Origin of the sequence: Vibrio sp. sp1 (assembly GCF_016920955.1) — a bacterium.
Lineage (GTDB): Bacteria > Pseudomonadota > Gammaproteobacteria > Enterobacterales > Vibrionaceae > Vibrio > Vibrio alginolyticus.
Genome location: NZ_CP060589.1, coordinates 1,256,273 through 1,277,026, shown reverse-complemented (window position 1 = coordinate 1,277,026; position 20,754 = coordinate 1,256,273). Strand labels below are relative to the sequence as shown.

General features: G+C 46.4%; 7 protein-coding genes, 4 tRNA genes, 5 rRNA genes, 1 pseudogene and 1 riboswitch. Of the genes and pseudogenes, 13 read left to right on the top strand and 4 right to left on the bottom strand.

Annotated elements, in window-relative coordinates; translation table 11 throughout:
* Positions 1-450: 450 nt before the first annotated feature.
* A pseudogene (locus H9L11_RS05985) lies at positions 451-630 on the top strand (transposase domain-containing protein); the annotation flags it as partial.
* Positions 631-690: 60 nt separating this feature from the next.
* Here H9L11_RS05985 and H9L11_RS05980 read toward each other — a convergent pair.
* From H9L11_RS05980 to trmA, 3 genes are all read right to left on the bottom strand, one after another.
* Positions 691-2,157, bottom strand: a complete 1,467-nt coding sequence (locus H9L11_RS05980; RefSeq protein WP_205391037.1) for a restriction endonuclease subunit S — start codon at positions 2,155-2,157, stop codon at positions 691-693.
* Complete coding sequence (locus H9L11_RS05975; protein ID WP_205391036.1) at positions 2,154-3,938, bottom strand: N-6 DNA methylase; 1,785 nt, start codon at positions 3,936-3,938, stop codon at positions 2,154-2,156. The genes H9L11_RS05980 and H9L11_RS05975 overlap by 4 nt, the downstream gene beginning before the upstream one ends.
* A 346-nt stretch (positions 3,939-4,284) precedes the next feature.
* Positions 4,285-5,394 carry a tRNA (uridine(54)-C5)-methyltransferase TrmA gene (gene trmA / locus H9L11_RS05970; RefSeq protein ID WP_205391035.1) on the bottom strand — a complete coding sequence of 370 codons (1,110 nt, stop codon included), beginning with the start codon at positions 5,392-5,394 and terminating at the stop codon, positions 4,285-4,287.
* A 184-nt stretch (positions 5,395-5,578) separates the two neighbouring features.
* Positions 5,579-5,779: riboswitch (cobalamin riboswitch) on the top strand.
* Positions 5,780-5,834: 55 nt separating this feature from the next.
* Between trmA and btuB the strand changes: the two genes are divergently transcribed.
* From btuB to murI, 3 genes are read left to right on the top strand one after another with little or no spacing between them, the layout of a single operon-like run.
* Positions 5,835-7,670, top strand: coding sequence for a TonB-dependent vitamin B12 receptor (gene btuB / locus H9L11_RS05965; protein ID WP_205391034.1), 1,836 nt, complete (start codon positions 5,835-5,837; stop codon positions 7,668-7,670).
* Positions 7,671-7,729: 59 nt separating this feature from the next.
* Positions 7,730-8,422, top strand: coding sequence for an ATPase (locus H9L11_RS05960; protein WP_017821272.1), 693 nt, complete (start codon positions 7,730-7,732; stop codon positions 8,420-8,422).
* A 31-nt stretch (positions 8,423-8,453) separates the two neighbouring features.
* Positions 8,454-9,257 (top strand): glutamate racemase, encoded by an 804-nt coding sequence (gene murI / locus H9L11_RS05955; RefSeq protein ID WP_205391033.1) that lies wholly within the window; start codon positions 8,454-8,456, stop codon positions 9,255-9,257.
* On the opposite strand, the gene H9L11_RS05950 is transcribed toward murI, so the two are convergent.
* Entirely contained in the window at positions 9,220-9,675 is a 456-nt protein-coding gene (locus tag H9L11_RS05950; protein ID WP_017821270.1) for an RNA-binding protein, read from the bottom strand. The two genes, murI and H9L11_RS05950, sit on opposite strands and share 38 nt — an antisense overlap.
* Before the next feature lie 554 nt (positions 9,676-10,229).
* On the opposite strand from H9L11_RS05950, the gene H9L11_RS05945 reads away from it, so the two are divergent.
* From H9L11_RS05945 to H9L11_RS05905, 9 genes are all read left to right on the top strand, one after another.
* Positions 10,230-11,781: ribosomal RNA gene (locus H9L11_RS05945) — 16S ribosomal RNA — on the top strand.
* A 307-nt stretch (positions 11,782-12,088) separates the two neighbouring features.
* Positions 12,089-14,979 (top strand): 23S ribosomal RNA (locus tag H9L11_RS05940).
* Between the two features lie 94 nt (positions 14,980-15,073).
* Positions 15,074-15,190, top strand: a 5S ribosomal RNA gene (gene rrf, locus H9L11_RS05935).
* Between the two features lie 318 nt (positions 15,191-15,508).
* Positions 15,509-17,059, top strand: a 16S ribosomal RNA gene (locus H9L11_RS05930).
* An 89-nt stretch (positions 17,060-17,148) separates the two neighbouring features.
* A tRNA-Glu gene (locus H9L11_RS05925) sits at positions 17,149-17,224 on the top strand.
* Positions 17,225-17,226: 2 nt separating this feature from the next.
* Positions 17,227-17,302 (top strand) — tRNA-Lys (locus tag H9L11_RS05920).
* Positions 17,303-17,311: 9 nt separating this feature from the next.
* Positions 17,312-17,387, top strand: a tRNA-Ala gene (locus H9L11_RS05915).
* Between the two features lie 38 nt (positions 17,388-17,425).
* Positions 17,426-17,501: transfer RNA gene (locus H9L11_RS05910), tRNA-Val, on the top strand.
* 303 nt (positions 17,502-17,804) lie between these two features.
* Positions 17,805-20,694, top strand: a 23S ribosomal RNA gene (locus tag H9L11_RS05905).
* Together the 16S, 23S and 5S rRNA genes with 4 tRNA genes alongside form the textbook arrangement of a ribosomal RNA operon.
* The last annotated feature ends 60 nt before the right edge of the window (positions 20,695-20,754 follow it).

Below are 20,754 nucleotides of genomic sequence, written 5' to 3'. Positions count from 1 at the left end.
TGGTTGTTACCAGTCTCATCGAAGAATTGCTAAAGAATTAGATGTGAGTCCTTCCGTGGCATCTAAGTGGAGAATGAACTTGTTGAAAGTGGCCTATTGTCTACAGAGCCGCCTTTAGAAAATACTACTACTGATTATTCAGCGGAGCAGAGATTTTTTATACCGTAGGTTATCAATACGAACGTTTCAGCGTTGGACACGGAACTCTGCTGAAGTCACAAGTGATATGCGTCAGAACCCTCGGCAGCACCAGCCTCATAATAAGCTATCAGAAGCCGAAAGGCAGCAGATATTAGATATCAGCAATACACCAGAGTATGCCGATTTACCGCCGAATATCATCGTTCCAATGTTGGCTGATGAAGGGATTTACATTGCCTCAGAGCCCACATTTTATCGTGTATTAAAAGCAAACAACCAGCTAGGTAAGCGAACTCATAACAAAGCTGGCGCAAGCTCTTCTCGACCAATCCTAATGGGGCTGAAGCGAGTGCGATGCTTTACAGGATCGTCGAGACAGCGAAAGCCAACGGTCTCATCCTCTACGGCTATATGGTCAAGTGCATGAAGGAGTTGGCGAAAGCTGAGCCTGATATCGATGCGCTTCTGCCATGGAACTTCAAACACTAGCAAATCGCCCCGTGGAGTCATGGGGCGGATACGCTCAAGTCTGATTGAGTGTAAGTTTGATTAGATGTTCTCAGCTAGACTGCTAATCATTTTTCTTGCTTCAATTCTATCGTCTACTATTGATTTAATCTTTTCGCTTAGTTGAGTTCGAACAGCGTTTGACTTAGGAATTGGAATGATAATTTCTTCCAAGCGTTTGCCTATCGTATCTATCACGTCCCGGGTGAATTGCTTTGTCCTGATTTGACGCTTTACAATGTAAGAGTTCAATAACCCTAACAGTAGCCATTGATCAAACATAGCCTCGTCTTTAACTCTGATTTTGTATAACCCTCCACAATAGAGAGCTTTGGAATCATTCTTTGTTACAATGCAGGATGTACCGACTAAGTATGTACCGTCTCTGACTAACAGAATATCTCCTGCTTTCATATCTTGTTTTCTAGCATAAGCTTGGTAAATTTCTTGTGAAACACCTTGCTTGGGATCGTGCTTTATTTCCCAATTTGAAAAGTCACTAGTCCGTAAAAAAGGAATGGTACCAGTACCATAAGCCATTTTTCCAATCTCATCTCCAGTGTTAACTTCCAATATACCATCTTCTATGAGCTTTCCTATCGATATGCAGTCGCAGGTTCTAGCTAGCTGACTTATTTCCTCAGTTACATCAGGGTCATAGTATTTTGGTAGATAGATACTCTCTCTTATGTTCGATTTATCTAACCAGAAGGTCTCAAAATTCCCAAACTCTGATGTTACGGTGTCCGAGTGCATATTGGTCAGAATGTCTTCCCAGGAGCTAGAAAGGAAAGCATCTATAGGCGCGCGGCTGTTTTGACTTAAACTCTCTTCCATCAGTGTTGGAGCGTGCTTAATGAAAGCTTTTCCCACTTCCCTTGCTTTCATTGCTTCTTGAGCTTTTTGGATGACAGAATCTTGTACGACTTTGTCTTTTGGTATTGCTAATTGCAAATCAAAAAAACGATTACCAATAGTGTCAATAGTATCTGCTGTAAATTGTACGCTTCTAATTTGTGCTTGGAAAAGAGGCGAATTTATAATAATGAACAATAAGTAAGGGTTTAGCTTGGATTTGTTCTTTACACGTATCTTAAGGATATGTGATTGATAGACTATTTTCTCATCTAGTTCAGTAATTATGCAATTAGTACCAATTAAGTAAGTTCCATCTCTAACAAGTAGAATATCACCTAGTTGTACATCTTGTTTGTTTTTATAGTCTAGATATATATCTTCACTAACCCCTTGCTTTGGAGCCGTTTTGGTTTCCCAGTTTGTTATATCTGAGGTCCGAACAAATGGAATGTCCCCGGTTCCATATGCTAGTTTGCCGATTTCATGACCTGTATTTACTTCAAGGATATCGTCATCAATCAAACTAGATATTTTAACGATATCATGAGTCGGCCTTAAAGAATCCAAACGGGCTTGTATCTGAGGGTTATAATATTTTGGTATATAGACTCTCTCTTTTATGCTTTTGGTTGGTAGCCAATAACTGATCATTTGTTAGCAACCCCTAGTTTGTATACTTCAGCGACTTTTGGGATATCATCAAGTAGCTCATCTTCTCCGTCTTCATTTTTGCGAATAGTTGGATTTCCTCTACTATCGTGCCCACACCACTTTACATCAGCCATAAATATTGAGCTCGTTTCATGTTTAGCTGGTTTTTTTTCACAAATGAGAACACAGCACTTAGCATGTGTGTGAGGTTGAAACAAATCTTCCGGCATGGTGACAATTGCTTTGATATTGGTTTTTTTCTCAATATAGTCAACTACATAGCGGTATTTAGGCATGCCAAAAATGCTTTCTAGAAGAACGATACCTAAAGTTCCTCCTTCAGAGAGTAAGTCAAGACATCTTTCAATAAACAGAATTTGAGGGGGCTGCTTATCTTGAACCGAGCCTTTTGTAAACTCGTCTGACTCACTATCGTATTTCCACTTGTGTCCCAAATCATAAATCTTCAATAAGTCTTCTGAATCGATGGCCAGTTTTTTACCGAACGGGGGGTTTGTTATGACTAGATCAAACGATCCAAAATGTACTCCGTCGTTAGTAGAATTTGACCAGTTTTCAGGTTTTTCTAGGCTGTTTTCGCAATAAACACCACCTCTTCCATCTCCCAAGATTGCCATATAAGCTTTAGCTACCTTGCTCAAAAAGTAATCCTTGTCGATTCCTCTAAAGTTTTTAATGGCTACTTTCTGCTTCTCAGCTTCGATCTCATTTTCAGGCCAACCTAGTTCTTTTCCTGACTGTTCAATTTTGTGCCAAACATGTCGTAACCCTTCGACAAGGAATCCACCACTACCGCAGGCTGGATCAATAATCTTCATATCCTGAGTCGGGTCAACCATATCTATAATCATTTTTACGACATTTCTAGGAGTAAAAAACTGACCCTGCCCACCTTTTAAAGATGGCCCAATAAAGACTTCAAACGCATCACCGACTGCATCTCTTGAACTATCTTGGAGAGAATAAAGCTGAAGCTCACCGACTACATACGCTAATGATTTTGCATCTAAAATAATAGAATCTGCTACTTCAATAACATCATCATATTGAGATTTGACTTTCTCGAATAGGGTCTCAACGCGCTTTTGAACTAATTCTGGAGACTCGTCGGTTCCGGCTCTAAATGTGACAGTTTGGTCCTTTCTGGTAAATCGTTCATCATAAATTTTACAAAAGATTAAATTGATAAGTTGTTGCGCGAAAACTTCGTCGCGTGTTATCCCAACTGCGTTGGCTGCAAGGTAGTTTCGAATAGATTTAAATACAGATTTTAAGTTAGTAGCAGGTCTAAGGTCTACACGCTTAAACTTACCTATGTCTTCAACTCTTTCTCCATATCTAGGGATGTTGGGTAAAGGGGAAAAGTCAATTCTTCCGTTTCTTTCTGTTTTGTATATGAACTCTCTCTCTTCACCATTGAACCAGACGCCTATTCTTGCTTTGGAAAAGCGGAGATAGTCCTCCAATTGGCTTCGACCATCTTTTCTATTTTTTTTCTTACATTCAATGATGATCTCGATACTGTCTTCATTGTGGTTGGCGTCAGAAAATACTGCTATATCAATAGGATATTCTTTCTTCGTGTCGGAGGGTCTTACTTTTACACGGTATTGAGGTCTAGTTTGTATAAGTTCTTTTGGGTAGCCGTAATCTTTAACTAATACCTCAGAGAAAACTTGAACAGCTTCAATTTCTTCTGGTGTTGCTTTTACAGGGATACCACTGATGTAATCGAGGATATAACCTTCTTTTAGTTCCATTTATTAAGCTACCTTGTCTATTGCTTGTAGTTTCGTGTACTAAGCTTTCACGGATACTTGATGTGATAAAATTTGTACCAGATTATATGAGAAAGTGACATCAGCGACTAGGTTTGGACTTCAAGTGCCGATATCAAATTAAAACTTTGGGGGGCGTAAACTATTATCAATTACAATGCCTTACTTTATACATTGAAATGTCGAATGTAGTCGCTGCAAATACAAATGGAATCTGCGGCTTAAGGCTGATAGTTAAGTAATGATATAAGAGATACGTTTTGAACGAATCCGTACCTCGTGCCGTACCCAGATTGAGATCTGGTAATTATATAATCTATCTTATTCCTTATTTAATGCGCTCTAGCAGCACGCCCGCTTCCATGTGGTGGGTATAAGGGAATTGGTCAAACAGAGCAAAACGCGTCACGTTGTGTGTTTCGCATAGAATGTCCAAGTTCTCTTTTAGAGTCTCAGGGTTACAAGAGATGTACATGATGCGCTCGTAACCTTGCACCATTTTACAAGTATCGACATCCATCCCAGCACGTGGTGGATCGACAAAAATCGTGTTGCAGTTGTAGCTCTTCAGATCCACACCTGCATCTTGTAGACGACGGAATTCACGCTTACCTTCGATCGCTTGAGTAAATTCCTCTGCCGATAGACGTAAGATTTGTACGTTATCAATCTTATTGGCGGCGATGTTGTACTGTGCAGATACCACAGATGGCTTCGCTAGCTCAGTTGCCAGTACGCGGTCGAAATTCTGTGCCAACGCCAGCGAGAAGTTACCGTTACCACAGTAAAGCTCTAGTAGGTCGCCAGTGCTTTCTTGGGTACAGTCGACCGCCCATTCCAGCATCTTCTCTGCGACTTTGCCGTTCGGCTGAGTGAAGCTGTTCTCTACTTGTTGGTAGATGTAGCTTTGACCATTTACATCGAGCTTCTCGATAACGTAGTCTCGGTCTAGGACAATCTTCATCTTACGAGCGCGACCAATGATGTTTAGGTTAAAGCCTTCATCATTTAAACGCTGTTTAAGGGCTTTCGCGTTTTCAATCCACTCTTCATCAAGTTGGCGATGGTAAAGGAGTGAGACCAGAATCTCACCACTTAGCGTCGATAGGAAATCCACTTGGAACAGTTTACGACGTAGTGAGTCGTTGTCTTTCATCGCTTCAACCAATAGCGGCATCAGGTCGTTGATCAGACGGCTTGCTGCAGGGAATTGGTCAACACGGTACTTCTCACGAGTTTCTTGGTTGAACATGATGTAGTAAAGATCTTCGCCTTCATGCCAAACACGGAACTCAGCACGCATGCGGTAGTGCTGCTCTGGTGATTCAAACACTTCCAGTTCTGGCATGTTGTATGGCGCGAACATATCCGTGAGACGTTCGACTTTTTCAGCCAGTTGTTCTTGGTAGCGTTGTGGGTTTACATCAAGAGTAGCCATGATCTTACCTTTTATGGTGCATTCAATTTAAGAGCGCAGATTTTATTCAATCTCAATAGGATGTCCAGTTTTGTACTGGAATTGATTTAAAGATAGTGCGTACAGGCAGAGTAGAAAGCAAAATCAATCAAAACGTTACAACTTCTAAGGGCAATATTGGCTGGACAAATAATCAATAGCTGAATAATATTTGCCTCAAGTTGGTGCTATCTAGCAATCTAGATGGCTGAAATGGGAATCTGGTGTGAATCCAGAACTGACGCGCAGCGGTAAAAGAGAACGAACGCTCATCAGACACTGCATTAGTTTATGTGGGAAGTCGAGCAAGTAGGCGGTACACCCGTGCTCTTGAGTCCGAATACCTGCCAACAACTGAGCCACAGCACTGGACTGTCATGATGACAGGGCTCGGAAGGAATTACGCGATTTAGGACAATACAATGAGAAAATCCGCACTGGCGATCACTTTGGCATCGCTGCTTTCACCTGTCTCTTATCTACAGGCCCAAGAAACCTCCACTGACGAAACCATCGTTGTTACGGCAAACCGTTTTGAGCAAGCCGAAAGCCGTACGTTGGCAGATGTCGAAGTAGTTACTCGACAAGACATCGATCGCATTCAAGCGAAAACCCTACCAGATGTATTGCGTCGCCTTACCGGGATTCAAGTTTCACAAAATGGTGGTCGTGGTCAGCTAGCGTCTTTATTTGTTCGTGGAACCAGTTCCGACCAAGTTTTAGTACTGGTTGATGGCGTACGTTTTGCACGAGCAGCGAAGGGCGCTGTGGACTTTAACCAAATCCCACTTACTTACGTTCAACGTATTGAGTACGTGCGTGGTGCGCGTGCGTCACTTTATGGCTCGGAAGCGATTGGTGGCGTGATCAATATCATCACCATTGCGCGTGCTGACGAAGAAGGAACGAAGTTAAGTGCGGGTTTAGGCAGCTTAGATTACCAGGAATTGAGTGTGGCATCTGGTATTAAAGTCACAGAGAGCGGCCAGCTAAATATCGCGCTTGGTAGTGAAAGTGATGATGGTTATAACGTTCGTCCTGTTCCGGGAGTTAATGACGGTGATCGCCATGGCTTTGATACAAAGAATGGTCTGCTAGGTTACGTGCATAACTTCAATGACCAGTGGTCTGCATTTGGTAACCTGCGTGCTTACGAAAATGTTTATCAATATGACAGCAGCTACGGCAGTCGCGGTTACTACGAAGCAGAAAAAGACGATCTTTCTGTCACTCTGGGCGGTAAGTATCAGTCTGATAATGTGATGTCAGAACTACAAGTAACAGCACAGAAACAGAAGTCTTGGAACTATGAGCAAGCAAAAGGCAAACACTCAGGTACTGAAGATGAACTTGAGCAGCAAAATGTCCAGTGGACCAACAGTTACTTGCTAAACAACAATACGACGTTTGCTGGTGGTATTGACTGGCGTAATGAGTCTTATAAAGACAAGAGTGCGAATAAAACGTTTGATCGTACCAATGGCGCTCTGTTCGGTATGGCAACCACCAGTATTGATAAAGCAATGCTTGAGGGCAGTGCTCGCCTTGATGATAACGAAGAATACGGTAGTGAGTTCACTTACAGCTTAGCGGCTGGTTACCAGTTTGTGCCAGAGTTTGGGGTTAAAGCTTCTTTTGGTACTGCGTTTAAGGCTCCAAACCTATATCAACAGTATGATCCAACATACGGTGAGAAAGATCTTAAGCCGGAAGAGTCAGATGCTTGGGAGCTAGCATTCAGCGGTGATGTCCAAGGCGTTTTTTGGTCCGTAACGGGTTATGACTATAAAATCACGAATCTTATCGATTACCATCCAACCACATACAAATATTTGAATGTCGATGGTGAAACACATATCCAAGGTGTGGAGCTTGTTGCTGAGTTTGACACAGGGATTGTGCAGCACCAGTTGAGTGCAGATTATAAAGATGCAGAAGACGATAAAGGGCATCAGTTGCAGCGCCGCGCTAAAGAAATGTATAAGTGGAATACTTTAGTGAGCTTCGATAAAGTGGATTGGTCGGTTAGCTATCAGTACGTCGGTAAGCGTCCAGATGTGGATTACAGCACTTGGCCTTCACAAGATATCACGCTTTCTTCTTACTCGTTGGTTGATACGGCGGTGACTTACTATCCGAATGAGTCGACCTCTATTAGCGCTCGTATCGATAATCTACTTGATGAAGAGTATGAGATGGCAAAAGGTTACCCTGCTGCGGAGCGAGCGTACTATCTCAACGTTGGCTACGAATTCTAATCGTGAATGAGCACAAACCGCCTTCGGGCGGTTTTTAATATTTTGTGGTGGAAAATCGAATGAAGAAACCCAAGCGAGTGGTGATCAGTTGGTCCAGCGGTAAAGATTCGACATTAACGCTTGAGCGCCTTAACGAGAATCCAAATTATCAAGTTGTCGGTTTGTACACGACTTACGTAGGGAAAGAAGTCCCTTTCCAAGCAACTCCGCTTGAAGTCGTACAAATGCAAGCAGACTTACTTGCGCTTCCGCTCATTACTATCGAGCTACCTGAAGTCTTTCCAAGTAACGACATTTATCAATCGACCATCGTTAATGCATTACAAAGTAGTGGTCTGAATATAGAAGCTGTCGCATTTGGTGATATGTTTTGTAATGGCATTGCCGATTACCGACGCAGCTATATTGAACCTGTTGGCTGGGAATGCGTCTTTCCTCTATTAGGGGAGAGCAGCGAAAAACTAGCGATGGAAATCATAGAGCGTGGTATTCAAACTATGTTAATCACCATCGACGGAAGAGTTCTCCCTCCAGAATGGTGTGGTCGCTGGTATGACAAAGCCCTAATAGAGTCATTACCAAGTCAAATTGATCCCTGTGGGGAAAATGGTGAATTTCACACATTGGTTACGTCTTCGCCATCTTTTCAAGGACATATCGAGTTGACGAAGCGAGATGTAGAATCTGGAGATAGATTCAGCCATCAAAGATACCATGCTAAAGCATTGCCAAAACAAATCTACGCAGTATGATCGCAACGTTTCTGTTCTTTAGGTAAGACTCGTGCGAGTAGCAAGTAAGAAAAAAGTCCTAGTTTTTGACTCTGGTGTTGGTGGTCTTTCTGTATTCCAAGAGATACATCGCCTATTGCCCCAGCTAGACTACTTATACTTATTCGATAATCAGGCTTACCCTTATGGTGAACTCGATCAGGCTGTACTCGTTTCACGAGTTAACCAACTGGTCTCTTCTTTAGTCGAAGAACACCAAGTCGACGTTGTTGTCATTGCTTGCAACACGGCGAGCACCATAGTGCTTCCTTCCTTACGCGAAAATTTATCGATTCCCGTTGTTGGTGTTGTCCCTGCGATTAAACCCGCATCGCTTTTAGCATCAAAAGGGGTAGGGCTGATCGCCACTCCGGCGACAGTAACACGCCAATATACTCACGAGTTAATACGGGACTTTGCGCAAGGCAAACCAGTTGAGCTGGTGGGATCAACTCGCTTGGTAGATATGGCCGAAGAGAAGTTGCGAGGCAACAGCGTTTCTCTCGACGAACTGACAAATATCCTGCTTCCCCTTCGAGATAAAGTCGATGTTGCGGTGCTCGGTTGTACTCACTTCCCTTTAATCAGAGAGGAGATTCATCAAGCTTTGGGTGGGGACGTTACTTTAATTGATTCAGGCGCAGCGATTGCACGTCGAGTAAAAGCATTGCTATTAAGTGATGAAATTGAGGATACAGAAGAGGGAAGTAAGTCGATTTATGCCAGTGCAACTCCTTGGCAGGAAGATGCACTGAACATTTGTTTAAAGAAGCTAGGTTTTAATCCTGTTCAGGTTTACCACCATCCGGATGTTTAGGATCGTTCGCAATTCTCACTTTTAGCGTTCTCTCCATATATTCCTTTTCATTAAGTTTAGCGATAGCTGGCTTGGCATCTGCCGCAGCCATCACTACAAAACCAAACCCTCTTCTTTTTCCAGTACGCTTATCTTTCATTAAGCGTACCGCATAGACCTGTCCATATTCAGCAAACAAATCGCGAACATGACTCTCATTGGCCTTATAAGGAAGGTTGCCGACATACAGCGTTTTAGTTGAAGGATCAGGCTCCGAAGATTGAAGAACAGGTGTTTTGCTAGAAAATGAAAAAAGAAAAGCAGTAGCGATAACACCAATGAGGAAGCTCAAGGCTGGTGGGATGATGAATTGAGAGAAAATGATTCCCCCAACGATGGCCAGCCCAACACATAAAATCAGATTTTTTTTAGACGTCATTTTAATTACTACACATAGTGATAAAGAGATCGATTGTCCATTAACAGAATAGACACATGAATCTTACGTATATGGTTGGTGTTTTTCCAACCAATTGCTGTGATATGTCTCAAATGTGACGAAGAAATATGCAAATATCGCACTTTTGGCTAATTTGTGACCGGTTGGTTTTTTATTTGCAAAAAACGCTTGTGCTAATTTCTCAACCCCCTATACTGCGCATCCACCGACACGGAGTGAGACGAAAGTCACACAGCGAGTCGGGAAGAGAGAAAAAAGAATTTGAAAAAAATGCTTGACTCTCTCACGGTGTGAAGTAAGATACGCACCCCTAACGACGAGCAATTAAGTTGCTGAAAATGTTAGAAAAGCTCTTTAAAAATAAGAACCTATCAATCTGTGTGGGCACTCGTTGATGATAATCCAATTAGATACTTCGGTATCAAATTAGGTTTCAATGAAACGAAGTGACCATTGAATCGAAAGATTCAGCACAGTCAATTCAAACATTACTTTATGTAATGTTTAGTATTCATTGAGCCGAACAAAATCTTAAATTGAAGAGTTTGATCATGGCTCAGATTGAACGCTGGCGGCAGGCCTAACACATGCAAGTCGAGCGGAAACGAGTTATCAAAGCCTTCGGGTGGCGATAACGGCGTCGAGCGGCGGACGGGTGAGTAATGCCTAGGAAATTGCCCTGATGTGGGGGATAACCATTGGAAACGATGGCTAATACCGCATGATGCCTACGGGCCAAAGAGGGGGACCTTCGGGCCTCTCGCGTCAGGATATGCCTAGGTGGGATTAGCTAGTTGGTGAGGTAAGGGCTCACCAAGGCGACGATCCCTAGCTGGTCTGAGAGGATGATCAGCCACACTGGAACTGAGACACGGTCCAGACTCCTACGGGAGGCAGCAGTGGGGAATATTGCACAATGGGCGCAAGCCTGATGCAGCCATGCCGCGTGTGTGAAGAAGGCCTTCGGGTTGTAAAGCACTTTCAGTCGTGAGGAAGGTAGTGTAGTTAATAGCTGCATTATTTGACGTTAGCGACAGAAGAAGCACCGGCTAACTCCGTGCCAGCAGCCGCGGTAATACGGAGGGTGCGAGCGTTAATCGGAATTACTGGGCGTAAAGCGCATGCAGGTGGTTTGTTAAGTCAGATGTGAAAGCCCGGGGCTCAACCTCGGAATAGCATTTGAAACTGGCAGACTAGAGTACTGTAGAGGGGGGTAGAATTTCAGGTGTAGCGGTGAAATGCGTAGAGATCTGAAGGAATACCGGTGGCGAAGGCGGCCCCCTGGACAGATACTGACACTCAGATGCGAAAGCGTGGGGAGCAAACAGGATTAGATACCCTGGTAGTCCACGCCGTAAACGATGTCTACTTGGAGGTTGTGGCCTTGAGCCGTGGCTTTCGGAGCTAACGCGTTAAGTAGACCGCCTGGGGAGTACGGTCGCAAGATTAAAACTCAAATGAATTGACGGGGGCCCGCACAAGCGGTGGAGCATGTGGTTTAATTCGATGCAACGCGAAGAACCTTACCTACTCTTGACATCCAGAGAACTTTCCAGAGATGGATTGGTGCCTTCGGGAACTCTGAGACAGGTGCTGCATGGCTGTCGTCAGCTCGTGTTGTGAAATGTTGGGTTAAGTCCCGCAACGAGCGCAACCCTTATCCTTGTTTGCCAGCACTTCGGGTGGGAACTCCAGGGAGACTGCCGGTGATAAACCGGAGGAAGGTGGGGACGACGTCAAGTCATCATGGCCCTTACGAGTAGGGCTACACACGTGCTACAATGGCGCATACAGAGGGCGGCCAACTTGCGAAAGTGAGCGAATCCCAAAAAGTGCGTCGTAGTCCGGATTGGAGTCTGCAACTCGACTCCATGAAGTCGGAATCGCTAGTAATCGTGGATCAGAATGCCACGGTGAATACGTTCCCGGGCCTTGTACACACCGCCCGTCACACCATGGGAGTGGGCTGCAAAAGAAGTAGGTAGTTTAACCTTCGGGGGGACGCTTACCACTTTGTGGTTCATGACTGGGGTGAAGTCGTAACAAGGTAGCGCTAGGGGAACCTGGCGCTGGATCACCTCCTTAAACGATGATTACTCACGATGAGTGTCCACACAGATTGATAGTTCACAAGCGTAAGCTTGTAGTTAACATAGCTCTTTAACAATTTGGAAAGCTGACAAATCAACAATTTATTGTTGATTGTAAAGTTCTCAATGTTTGTCTTTAAGACAAACACCAAAAAACACATTCAAGTGTTCTTGGGAATATCACTTTTACAGTGATTATTCGAAATTGAGTCCGGCAAAATCGAAATGTCTCTCGCTCATTCAAATAATGAGAGACAACTTTGGTGATTTGAACATCAACTCGAAACTCCTTCGGGTTGTATGGTTAAGTGACTAAGCGTACACGGTGGATGCCTTGGCAGTCAGAGGCGATGAAGGACGTATTAACTTGCGATAAGCCCAGATTAGGTAGTAAAAACCATTTGAGTCTGGGATTTCCGAATGGGGAAACCCAATACCATAAGGTATTACTGTTGAGTGAATACATAGCTCAACAGAGCGAACCGGGGGAACTGAAACATCTAAGTACCCCGAGGAAAAGAAATCAACCGAGATTCCGAAAGTAGCGGCGAGCGAAATTGGACTAGCCCTTAAGCTTTACACGCGTTAGACGAACAGCCTGGAAAGGCCGACGATACAGGGTGATAGTCCCGTAGTTGACGACGTGTGTTCAGTGAAATCGAGTAGGGCGGGACACGTGATATCCTGTCTGAATATGGGGGGACCATCCTCCAAGGCTAAATACTACTGACTGACCGATAGTGAACCAGTACCGTGAGGGAAAGGCGAAAAGAACCCCTGTGAGGGGAGTGAAATAGAACCTGAAACCGTGTACGTACAAGCAGTAGGAGCAGGCTTTGTCCTGTGACTGCGTACCTTTTGTATAATGGGTCAGCGACTTATATTCAGTGGCAAGGTTAACCATCTAGGGGAGCCGTAGGGAAACCGAGTCTTAACTGGGCGTTCAGTCTCTGGATATAGACCCGAAACCAGGTGATCTAGCCATGGGCAGGTTGAAGGTTGAGTAACATCAACTGGAGGACCGAACCGACTAATGTTGAAAAATTAGCGGATGACTTGTGGCTAGGGGTGAAAGGCCAATCAAACCTGGAGATAGCTGGTTCTCCCCGAAAGCTATTTAGGTAGCGCCTCGGACGAATACTACTGGGGGTAGAGCACTGTTAAGGCTAGGGGGTCATCCCGACTTACCAACCCTTTGCAAACTCCGAATACCAGTAAGTACTATCCGGGAGACACACGGCGGGTGCTAACGTCCGTCGTGGAGAGGGAAACAACCCAGACCGCCAGCTAAGGTCCCAAATTACTACTAAGTGGGAAACGATGTGGGAAGGCTCAGACAGCCAGGATGTTGGCTTAGAAGCAGCCATCATTTAAAGAAAGCGTAATAGCTCACTGGTCGAGTCGGCCTGCGCGGAAGATGTAACGGGGCTAAGTAGTAAACCGAAGCTGCGGCAATATACTTTTGTATATTGGGTAGGGGAGCGTTCTGTAAGCGGTTGAAGGTGTGTGGTAACGCATGCTGGACGTATCAGAAGTGCGAATGCTGACATGAGTAACGATAAAGGGGGTGAAAAACCTCCTCGCCGGAAGACCAAGGGTTCCTGTCCAACGTTAATCGGGGCAGGGTAAGTCGACCCCTAAGGCGAGGCCGAAAGGCGTAGTCGATGGGAAACGGGTTAATATTCCCGTACTTCTTACAATTGCGATGGGGGGACGGAGAAGGCTAGGTGGGCCTGGCGACGGTTGTCCAGGTTCAAGTGCGTAGGCTGAGAAATTAGGTAAATCCGGTTTCTCTTAAGGCTGAGACACGACGTCGAGCATCTACGGATGTGAAGTCATTGATGCCATGCTTCCAGGAAAAGCCTCTAAGCTTCAGATTGTAAGGAATCGTACCCCAAACCGACACAGGTGGTCGGGTAGAGAATACCAAGGCGCTTGAGAGAACTCGGGTGAAGGAACTAGGCAAAATGGTACCGTAACTTCGGGAGAAGGTACGCTCTCGACGGTGAAGTCCCTCGCGGATGGAGCTATTGAGAGTCGCAGATACCAGGTGGCTGCAACTGTTTATTAAAAACACAGCACTGTGCAAAATCGCAAGATGACGTATACGGTGTGACGCCTGCCCGGTGCCGGAAGGTTAATTGATGGGGTTAGACTTCGGTCGAAGCTCTTGATCGAAGCCCCGGTAAACGGCGGCCGTAACTATAACGGTCCTAAGGTAGCGAAATTCCTTGTCGGGTAAGTTCCGACCTGCACGAATGGCGTAATGATGGCCACGCTGTCTCCACCCGAGACTCAGTGAAATTGAAATCGCTGTGAAGATGCAGTGTACCCGCGGCTAGACGGAAAGACCCCGTGAACCTTTACTACAGCTTGGCACTGAACATTGACCCTACATGTGTAGGATAGGTGGGAGGCTTTGAAACGCAGTCGCTAGATTGCGTGGAGCCGTCCTTGAAATACCACCCTTGTAGTGTTGATGTTCTAACGTCGACCCCTTATCGGGGTTGCGGACAGTGCCTGGTGGGTAGTTTGACTGGGGCGGTCTCCTCCCAAAGCGTAACGGAGGAGCACGAAGGTGGGCTAATCACGGTTGGACATCGTGAGGTTAGTGCAATGGCATAAGCCCGCTTGACTGCGAGAATGACAATTCGAGCAGGTGCGAAAGCAGGTCATAGTGATCCGGTGGTTCTGAATGGAAGGGCCATCGCTCAACGGATAAAAGGTACTCCGGGGATAACAGGCTGATACCGCCCAAGAGTTCATATCGACGGCGGTGTTTGGCACCTCGATGTCGGCTCATCACATCCTGGGGCTGAAGTCGGTCCCAAGGGTATGGCTGTTCGCCATTTAAAGTGGTACGCGAGCTGGGTTTAGAACGTCGTGAGACAGTTCGGTCCCTATCTGCCGTGGGCGTTGGAGAATTGAAAGGGGCTGCTCCTAGTACGAGAGGACCGGAGTGGACGAACCTCTGGTGTTCGGGTTGTGTCGCCAGACGCATTGCCCGGTAGCTAAGTTCGGGATCGATAACCGCTGAAAGCATCTAAGCGGGAAGCGAGCCTTGAGATGAGTTCTCCCTGATACTTTAAGTATCCTAAAGGGTTGTCGTAGACTACGACGTTGATAGGCAGGGTGTGTAAGCGTTGTGAGGCGTTGAGCTAACCTGTACTAATTGCCCGTGAGGCTTAACCATACAACACCCAAGGGGTTTTGATGGACTCAATGAAAGAACATTGAATGTGTAAGAACGAGAATTAAAAAAACAGCTTTCCGAATTAAAGAATTTGCTTGGCGACCATAGCGTTTTGGACCCACCTGATTTCCATGCCGAACTCAGAAGTGAAACGAAATAGCGCCGATGGTAGTGTGGGGTTTCCCCATGTGAGAGTAGGACATCGCCAGGCTTTATTTCCGACTTGTCTGAATATAGACGAGTCAACATAAGGTTTTAAACAAAAGTTTAGAATTTTATGTTGACTTTCAAAGTGGAAAGCGTATTATACGCACCTCGCTTAAGTGCTAAGGCACTGAAAGCCAAGCTCTTTAACAATATAGACCTATCAATCTGTGTGGGCACTCGTTGATGATAATCCAATTAGATACCTCGGTATCAAATTAGGTTTCAATGAAACGAAGTGACCATTGAATCTTCGGATTCAGCACAGTCAATTCAAACATTACGTTATGTAATGTTCAGTATTCATTGAGCCGAACAAAATCTTAAATTGAAGAGTTTGATCATGGCTCAGATTGAACGCTGGCGGCAGGCCTAACACATGCAAGTCGAGCGGAAACGAGTTATCTGAACCTTCGGGGAACGATAACGGCGTCGAGCGGCGGACGGGTGAGTAATGCCTAGGAAATTGCCCTGATGTGGGGGATAACCATTGGAAACGATGGCTAATACCGCATGATGCCTACGGGCCAAAGAGGGGGACCTTCGGGCCTCTCGCGTCAGGATATGCCTAGGTGGGATTAGCTAGTTGGTGAGGTAAGGGCTCACCAAGGCAACGATCCCTAGCTGGTCTGAGAGGATGATCAGCCACACTGGAACTGAGACACGGTCCAGACTCCTACGGGAGGCAGCAGTGGGGAATATTGCACAATGGGCGCAAGCCTGATGCAGCCATGCCGCGTGTGTGAAGAAGGCCTTCGGGTTGTAAAGCACTTTCAGTCGTGAGGAAGGTGGTAGTGTTAATAGCACTATCATTTGACGTTAGCGACAGAAGAAGCACCGGCTAACTCCGTGCCAGCAGCCGCGGTAATACGGAGGGTGCGAGCGTTAATCGGAATTACTGGGCGTAAAGCGCATGCAGGTGGTTTGTTAAGTCAGATGTGAAAGCCCGGGGCTCAACCTCGGAATAGCATTTGAAACTGGCAGACTAGAGTACTGTAGAGGGGGTAGAATTTCAGGTGTAGCGGTGAAATGCGTAGAGATCTGAAGGAATACCGGTGGCGAAGGCGGCCCCCTGGACAGATACTGACACTCAGATGCGAAAGCGTGGGGAGCAAACAGGATTAGATACCCTGGTAGTCCACGCCGTAAACGATGTCTACTTGGAGGTTGTGGCCTTGAGCCGTGGCTTTCGGAGCTAACGCGTTAAGTAGACCGCCTGGGGAGTACGGTCGCAAGATTAAAACTCAAATGAATTGACGGGGGCCCGCACAAGCGGTGGAGCATGTGGTTTAATTCGATGCAACGCGAAGAACCTTACCTACTCTTGACATCCAGAGAACTTTCCAGAGATGGATTGGTGCCTTCGGGAACTCTGAGACAGGTGCTGCATGGCTGTCGTCAGCTCGTGTTGTGAAATGTTGGGTTAAGTCCCGCAACGAGCGCAACCCTTATCCTTGTTTGCCAGCGAGTAATGTCGGGAACTCCAGGGAGACTGCCGGTGATAAACCGGAGGAAGGTGGGGACGACGTCAAGTCATCATGGCCCTTACGAGTAGGGCTACACACGTGCTACAATGGCGCATACAGAGGGCGGCCAACTTGCGAAAGTGAGCGAATCCCAAAAAGTGCGTCGTAGTCCGGATTGGAGTCTGCAACTCGACTCCATGAAGTCGGAATCGCTAGTAATCGTGGATCAGAATGCCACGGTGAATACGTTCCCGGGCCTTGTACACACCGCCCGTCACACCATGGGAGTGGGCTGCAAAAGAAGTAGGTAGTTTAACCTTCGGGGGACGCTTACCACTTTGTGGTTCATGACTGGGGTGAAGTCGTAACAAGGTAGCGCTAGGGGAACCTGGCGCTGGATCACCTCCTTATACGATGATTATTGCGATGAGTGTTCACACAGATTGATACGGTTTATGAAGTTTAAGAGATAGAACATCCCCCAAGATGTTCACTTAGTGTCCCGTTCGTCTAGAGGCCTAGGACACCGCCCTTTCACGGCGGTAACAGGGGTTCGACTCCCCTACGGGATACCATTGGGTCGTTAGCTCAGTTGGTAGAGCAGTTGACTTTTAATCAATTGGTCGCAGGTTCGAATCCTGCACGACCCACCATTTCTCGATGGGGCTATAGCTCAGCTGGGAGAGCGCCTGCCTTGCACGCAGGAGGTCTGCGGTTCGATCCCGCATAGCTCCACCATTCGAGGAACTTCTTCCACTAAGAAGTAAAACTAATGTGGGCGATTAGCTCAGTTGGGAGAGCACCTGCCTTACAAGCAGGGGGTCACTGGTTCGAGCCCGGTATCGCCCACCATCTTTAAACATTCTCTCTTGAGAGTTTTTAAAAATGGTTACTTCATTAGAAGTGATTAGCTCTTTAACAATTTGGAAAGCTGACAAAACAACAATTTATTGTTGTTTGTAAAGTTCTCAATGTTTGTCTTTAAGACAAACACCAAAAAACACATTCAAGTGTTCTTGGCTTTTTGTTTTCATTTTTTCTAAAAATGAAGGTAAAAAGATGAGTCCGGCAAAATCGAATGTCTCTCGCTCATTCAAATAATGAGAGACAACTTTGGTGATTTGAACGTCAACTCGAAACTCCTTCGGGTTGTATGGTTAAGTGACTAAGCGTACACGGTGGATGCCTTGGCAGTCAGAGGCGATGAAGGACGTATTAACTTGCGATAAGCCCAGATTAGGTAGTAAAAACCATTTGAGTCTGGGATTTCCGAATGGGGAAACCCAATACCATAAGGTATTACTGTTGAGTGAATACATAGCTCAACAGGGCGAACCGGGGGAACTGAAACATCTAAGTACCCCGAGGAAAAGAAATCAACCGAGATTCCGAAAGTAGCGGCGAGCGAAATTGGACTAGCCCTTAAGCTTTACACGCGTTAGACGAACGGTCTGGAAAGTCCGACGATACAGGGTGATAGTCCCGTAGTTGACGACGTGTGTTCAGTGAAATCGAGTAGGGCGGGACACGTGATATCCTGTCTGAATATGGGGGGACCATCCTCCAAGGCTAAATACTACTGACTGACCGATAGTGAACCAGTACCGTGAGGGAAAGGCGAAAAGAACCCCTGTGAGGGGAGTGAAATAGAACCTGAAACCGTGTACGTACAAGCAGTAGGAGCAGGCTTTGTCCTGTGACTGCGTACCTTTTGTATAATGGGTCAGCGACTTATATTCAGTGGCAAGGTTAACCATCTAGGGGAGCCGTAGGGAAACCGAGTCTTAACTGGGCGTTCAGTCTCTGGATATAGACCCGAAACCAGGTGATCTAGCCATGGGCAGGTTGAAGGTTGAGTAACATCAACTGGAGGACCGAACCGACTAATGTTGAAAAATTAGCGGATGACTTGTGGCTAGGGGTGAAAGGCCAATCAAACCTGGAGATAGCTGGTTCTCCCCGAAAGCTATTTAGGTAGCGCCTCGGACGAATACTACTGGGGGTAGAGCACTGTTAAGGCTAGGGGGTCATCCCGACTTACCAACCCTTTGCAAACTCCGAATACCAGTAAGTACTATCCGGGAGACACACGGCGGGTGCTAACGTCCGTCGTGGAGAGGGAAACAACCCAGACCGCCAGCTAAGGTCCCAAATTACTACTAAGTGGGAAACGATGTGGGAAGGCTCAGACAGCCAGGATGTTGGCTTAGAAGCAGCCATCATTTAAAGAAAGCGTAATAGCTCACTGGTCGAGTCGGCCTGCGCGGAAGATGTAACGGGGCTAAGTAGTAAACCGAAGCTGCGGCAATATACTTTTGTATATTGGGTAGGGGAGCGTTCTGTAAGCGGTTGAAGGTGTGTGGTAACGCATGCTGGACGTATCAGAAGTGCGAATGCTGACATGAGTAACGATAAAGGGGGTGAAAAACCTCCTCGCCGGAAGACCAAGGGTTCCTGTCCAACGTTAATCGGGGCAGGGTAAGTCGACCCCTAAGGCGAGGCCGAAAGGCGTAGTCGATGGGAAACGGGTTAATATTCCCGTACTTCTTACAATTGCGATGGGGGACGGAGAAGGCTAGGTGGGCCTGGCGACGGTTGTCCAGGTTCAAGTGCGTAGGCTGAGAAATTAGGTAAATCCGGTTTCTCTTAAGGCTGAGACACGACGTCGAGCATCTACGGATGTGAAGTCATTGATGCCATGCTTCCAGGAAAAGCCTCTAAGCTTCAGATTGTAAGGAATCGTACCCCAAACCGACACAGGTGGTCGGGTAGAGAATACCAAGGCGCTTGAGAGAACTCGGGTGAAGGAACTAGGCAAAATGGTACCGTAACTTCGGGAGAAGGTACGCTCTCGACGGTGAAGTCCCTCGCGGATGGAGCTATTGAGAGTCGCAGATACCAGGTGGCTGCAACTGTTTATTAAAAACACAGCACTGTGCAAAATCGCAAGATGACGTATACGGTGTGACGCCTGCCCGGTGCCGGAAGGTTAATTGATGGGGTTAGACTTCGGTCGAAGCTCTTGATCGAAGCCCCGGTAAACGGCGGCCGTAACTATAACGGTCCTAAGGTAGCGAAATTCCTTGTCGGGTAAGTTCCGACCTGCACGAATGGCGTAATGATGGCCACGCTGTCTCCACCCGAGACTCAGTGAAATTGAAATCGCTGTGAAGATGCAGTGTACCCGCGGCTAGACGGAAAGACCCCGTGAACCTTTACTACAGCTTGGCACTGAACATTGACCCTACATGTGTAGGATAGGTGGGAGGCTTTGAAGCGCAGTCGCTAGATTGCGTGGAGCCGTCCTTGAAATACCACCCTTGTAGTGTTGATGTTCTAACGTCGACCCCTTATCGGGGTTGCGGACAGTGCCTGGTGGGTAGTTTGACTGGGGCGGTCTCCTCCCAAAGCGTAACGGAGGAGCACGAAGGTGGGCTAATCACGGTTGGACATCGTGAGGTTAGTGCAATGGCATAAGCCCGCTTGACTGCGAGAATGACAATTCGAGCAGGTGCGAAAGCAGGTCATAGTGATCCGGTGGTTCTGAATGGAAGGGCCATCGCTCAACGGATAAAAGGTACTCCGGGGATAACAGGCTGATACCGCCCAAGAGTTCATATCGACGGCGGTGTTTGGCACCTCGATGTCGGCTCATCACATCCTGGGGCTGAAGTCGGTCCCAAGGGTATGGCTGTTCGCCATTTAAAGTGGTACGCGAGCTGGGTTTAGAACGTCGTGAGACAGTTCGGTCCCTATCTGCCGTGGGCGTTGGAGAATTGAAAGGGGCTGCTCCTAGTACGAGAGGACCGGAGTGGACGAACCTCTGGTGTTCGGGTTGTGTCGCCAGACGCATTGCCCGGTAGCTAAGTTCGGGATCGATAACCGCTGAAAGCATCTAAGCGGGAAGCGAGCCTTGAGATGAGTTCTCCCTGATACTTTAAGTATCCTAAAGGGTTGTCGTAGACTACGACGTTGATAGGCAGGGTGTGTAAGCGTTGTGAGGCGTTGAGCTAACCTGTACTAATTGCCCGTGAGGCTTAACCATACAACACCCAAGGGGTTTTGATGGACTCAATGAAAGAACATTGAATGTGTAAGAACGAGA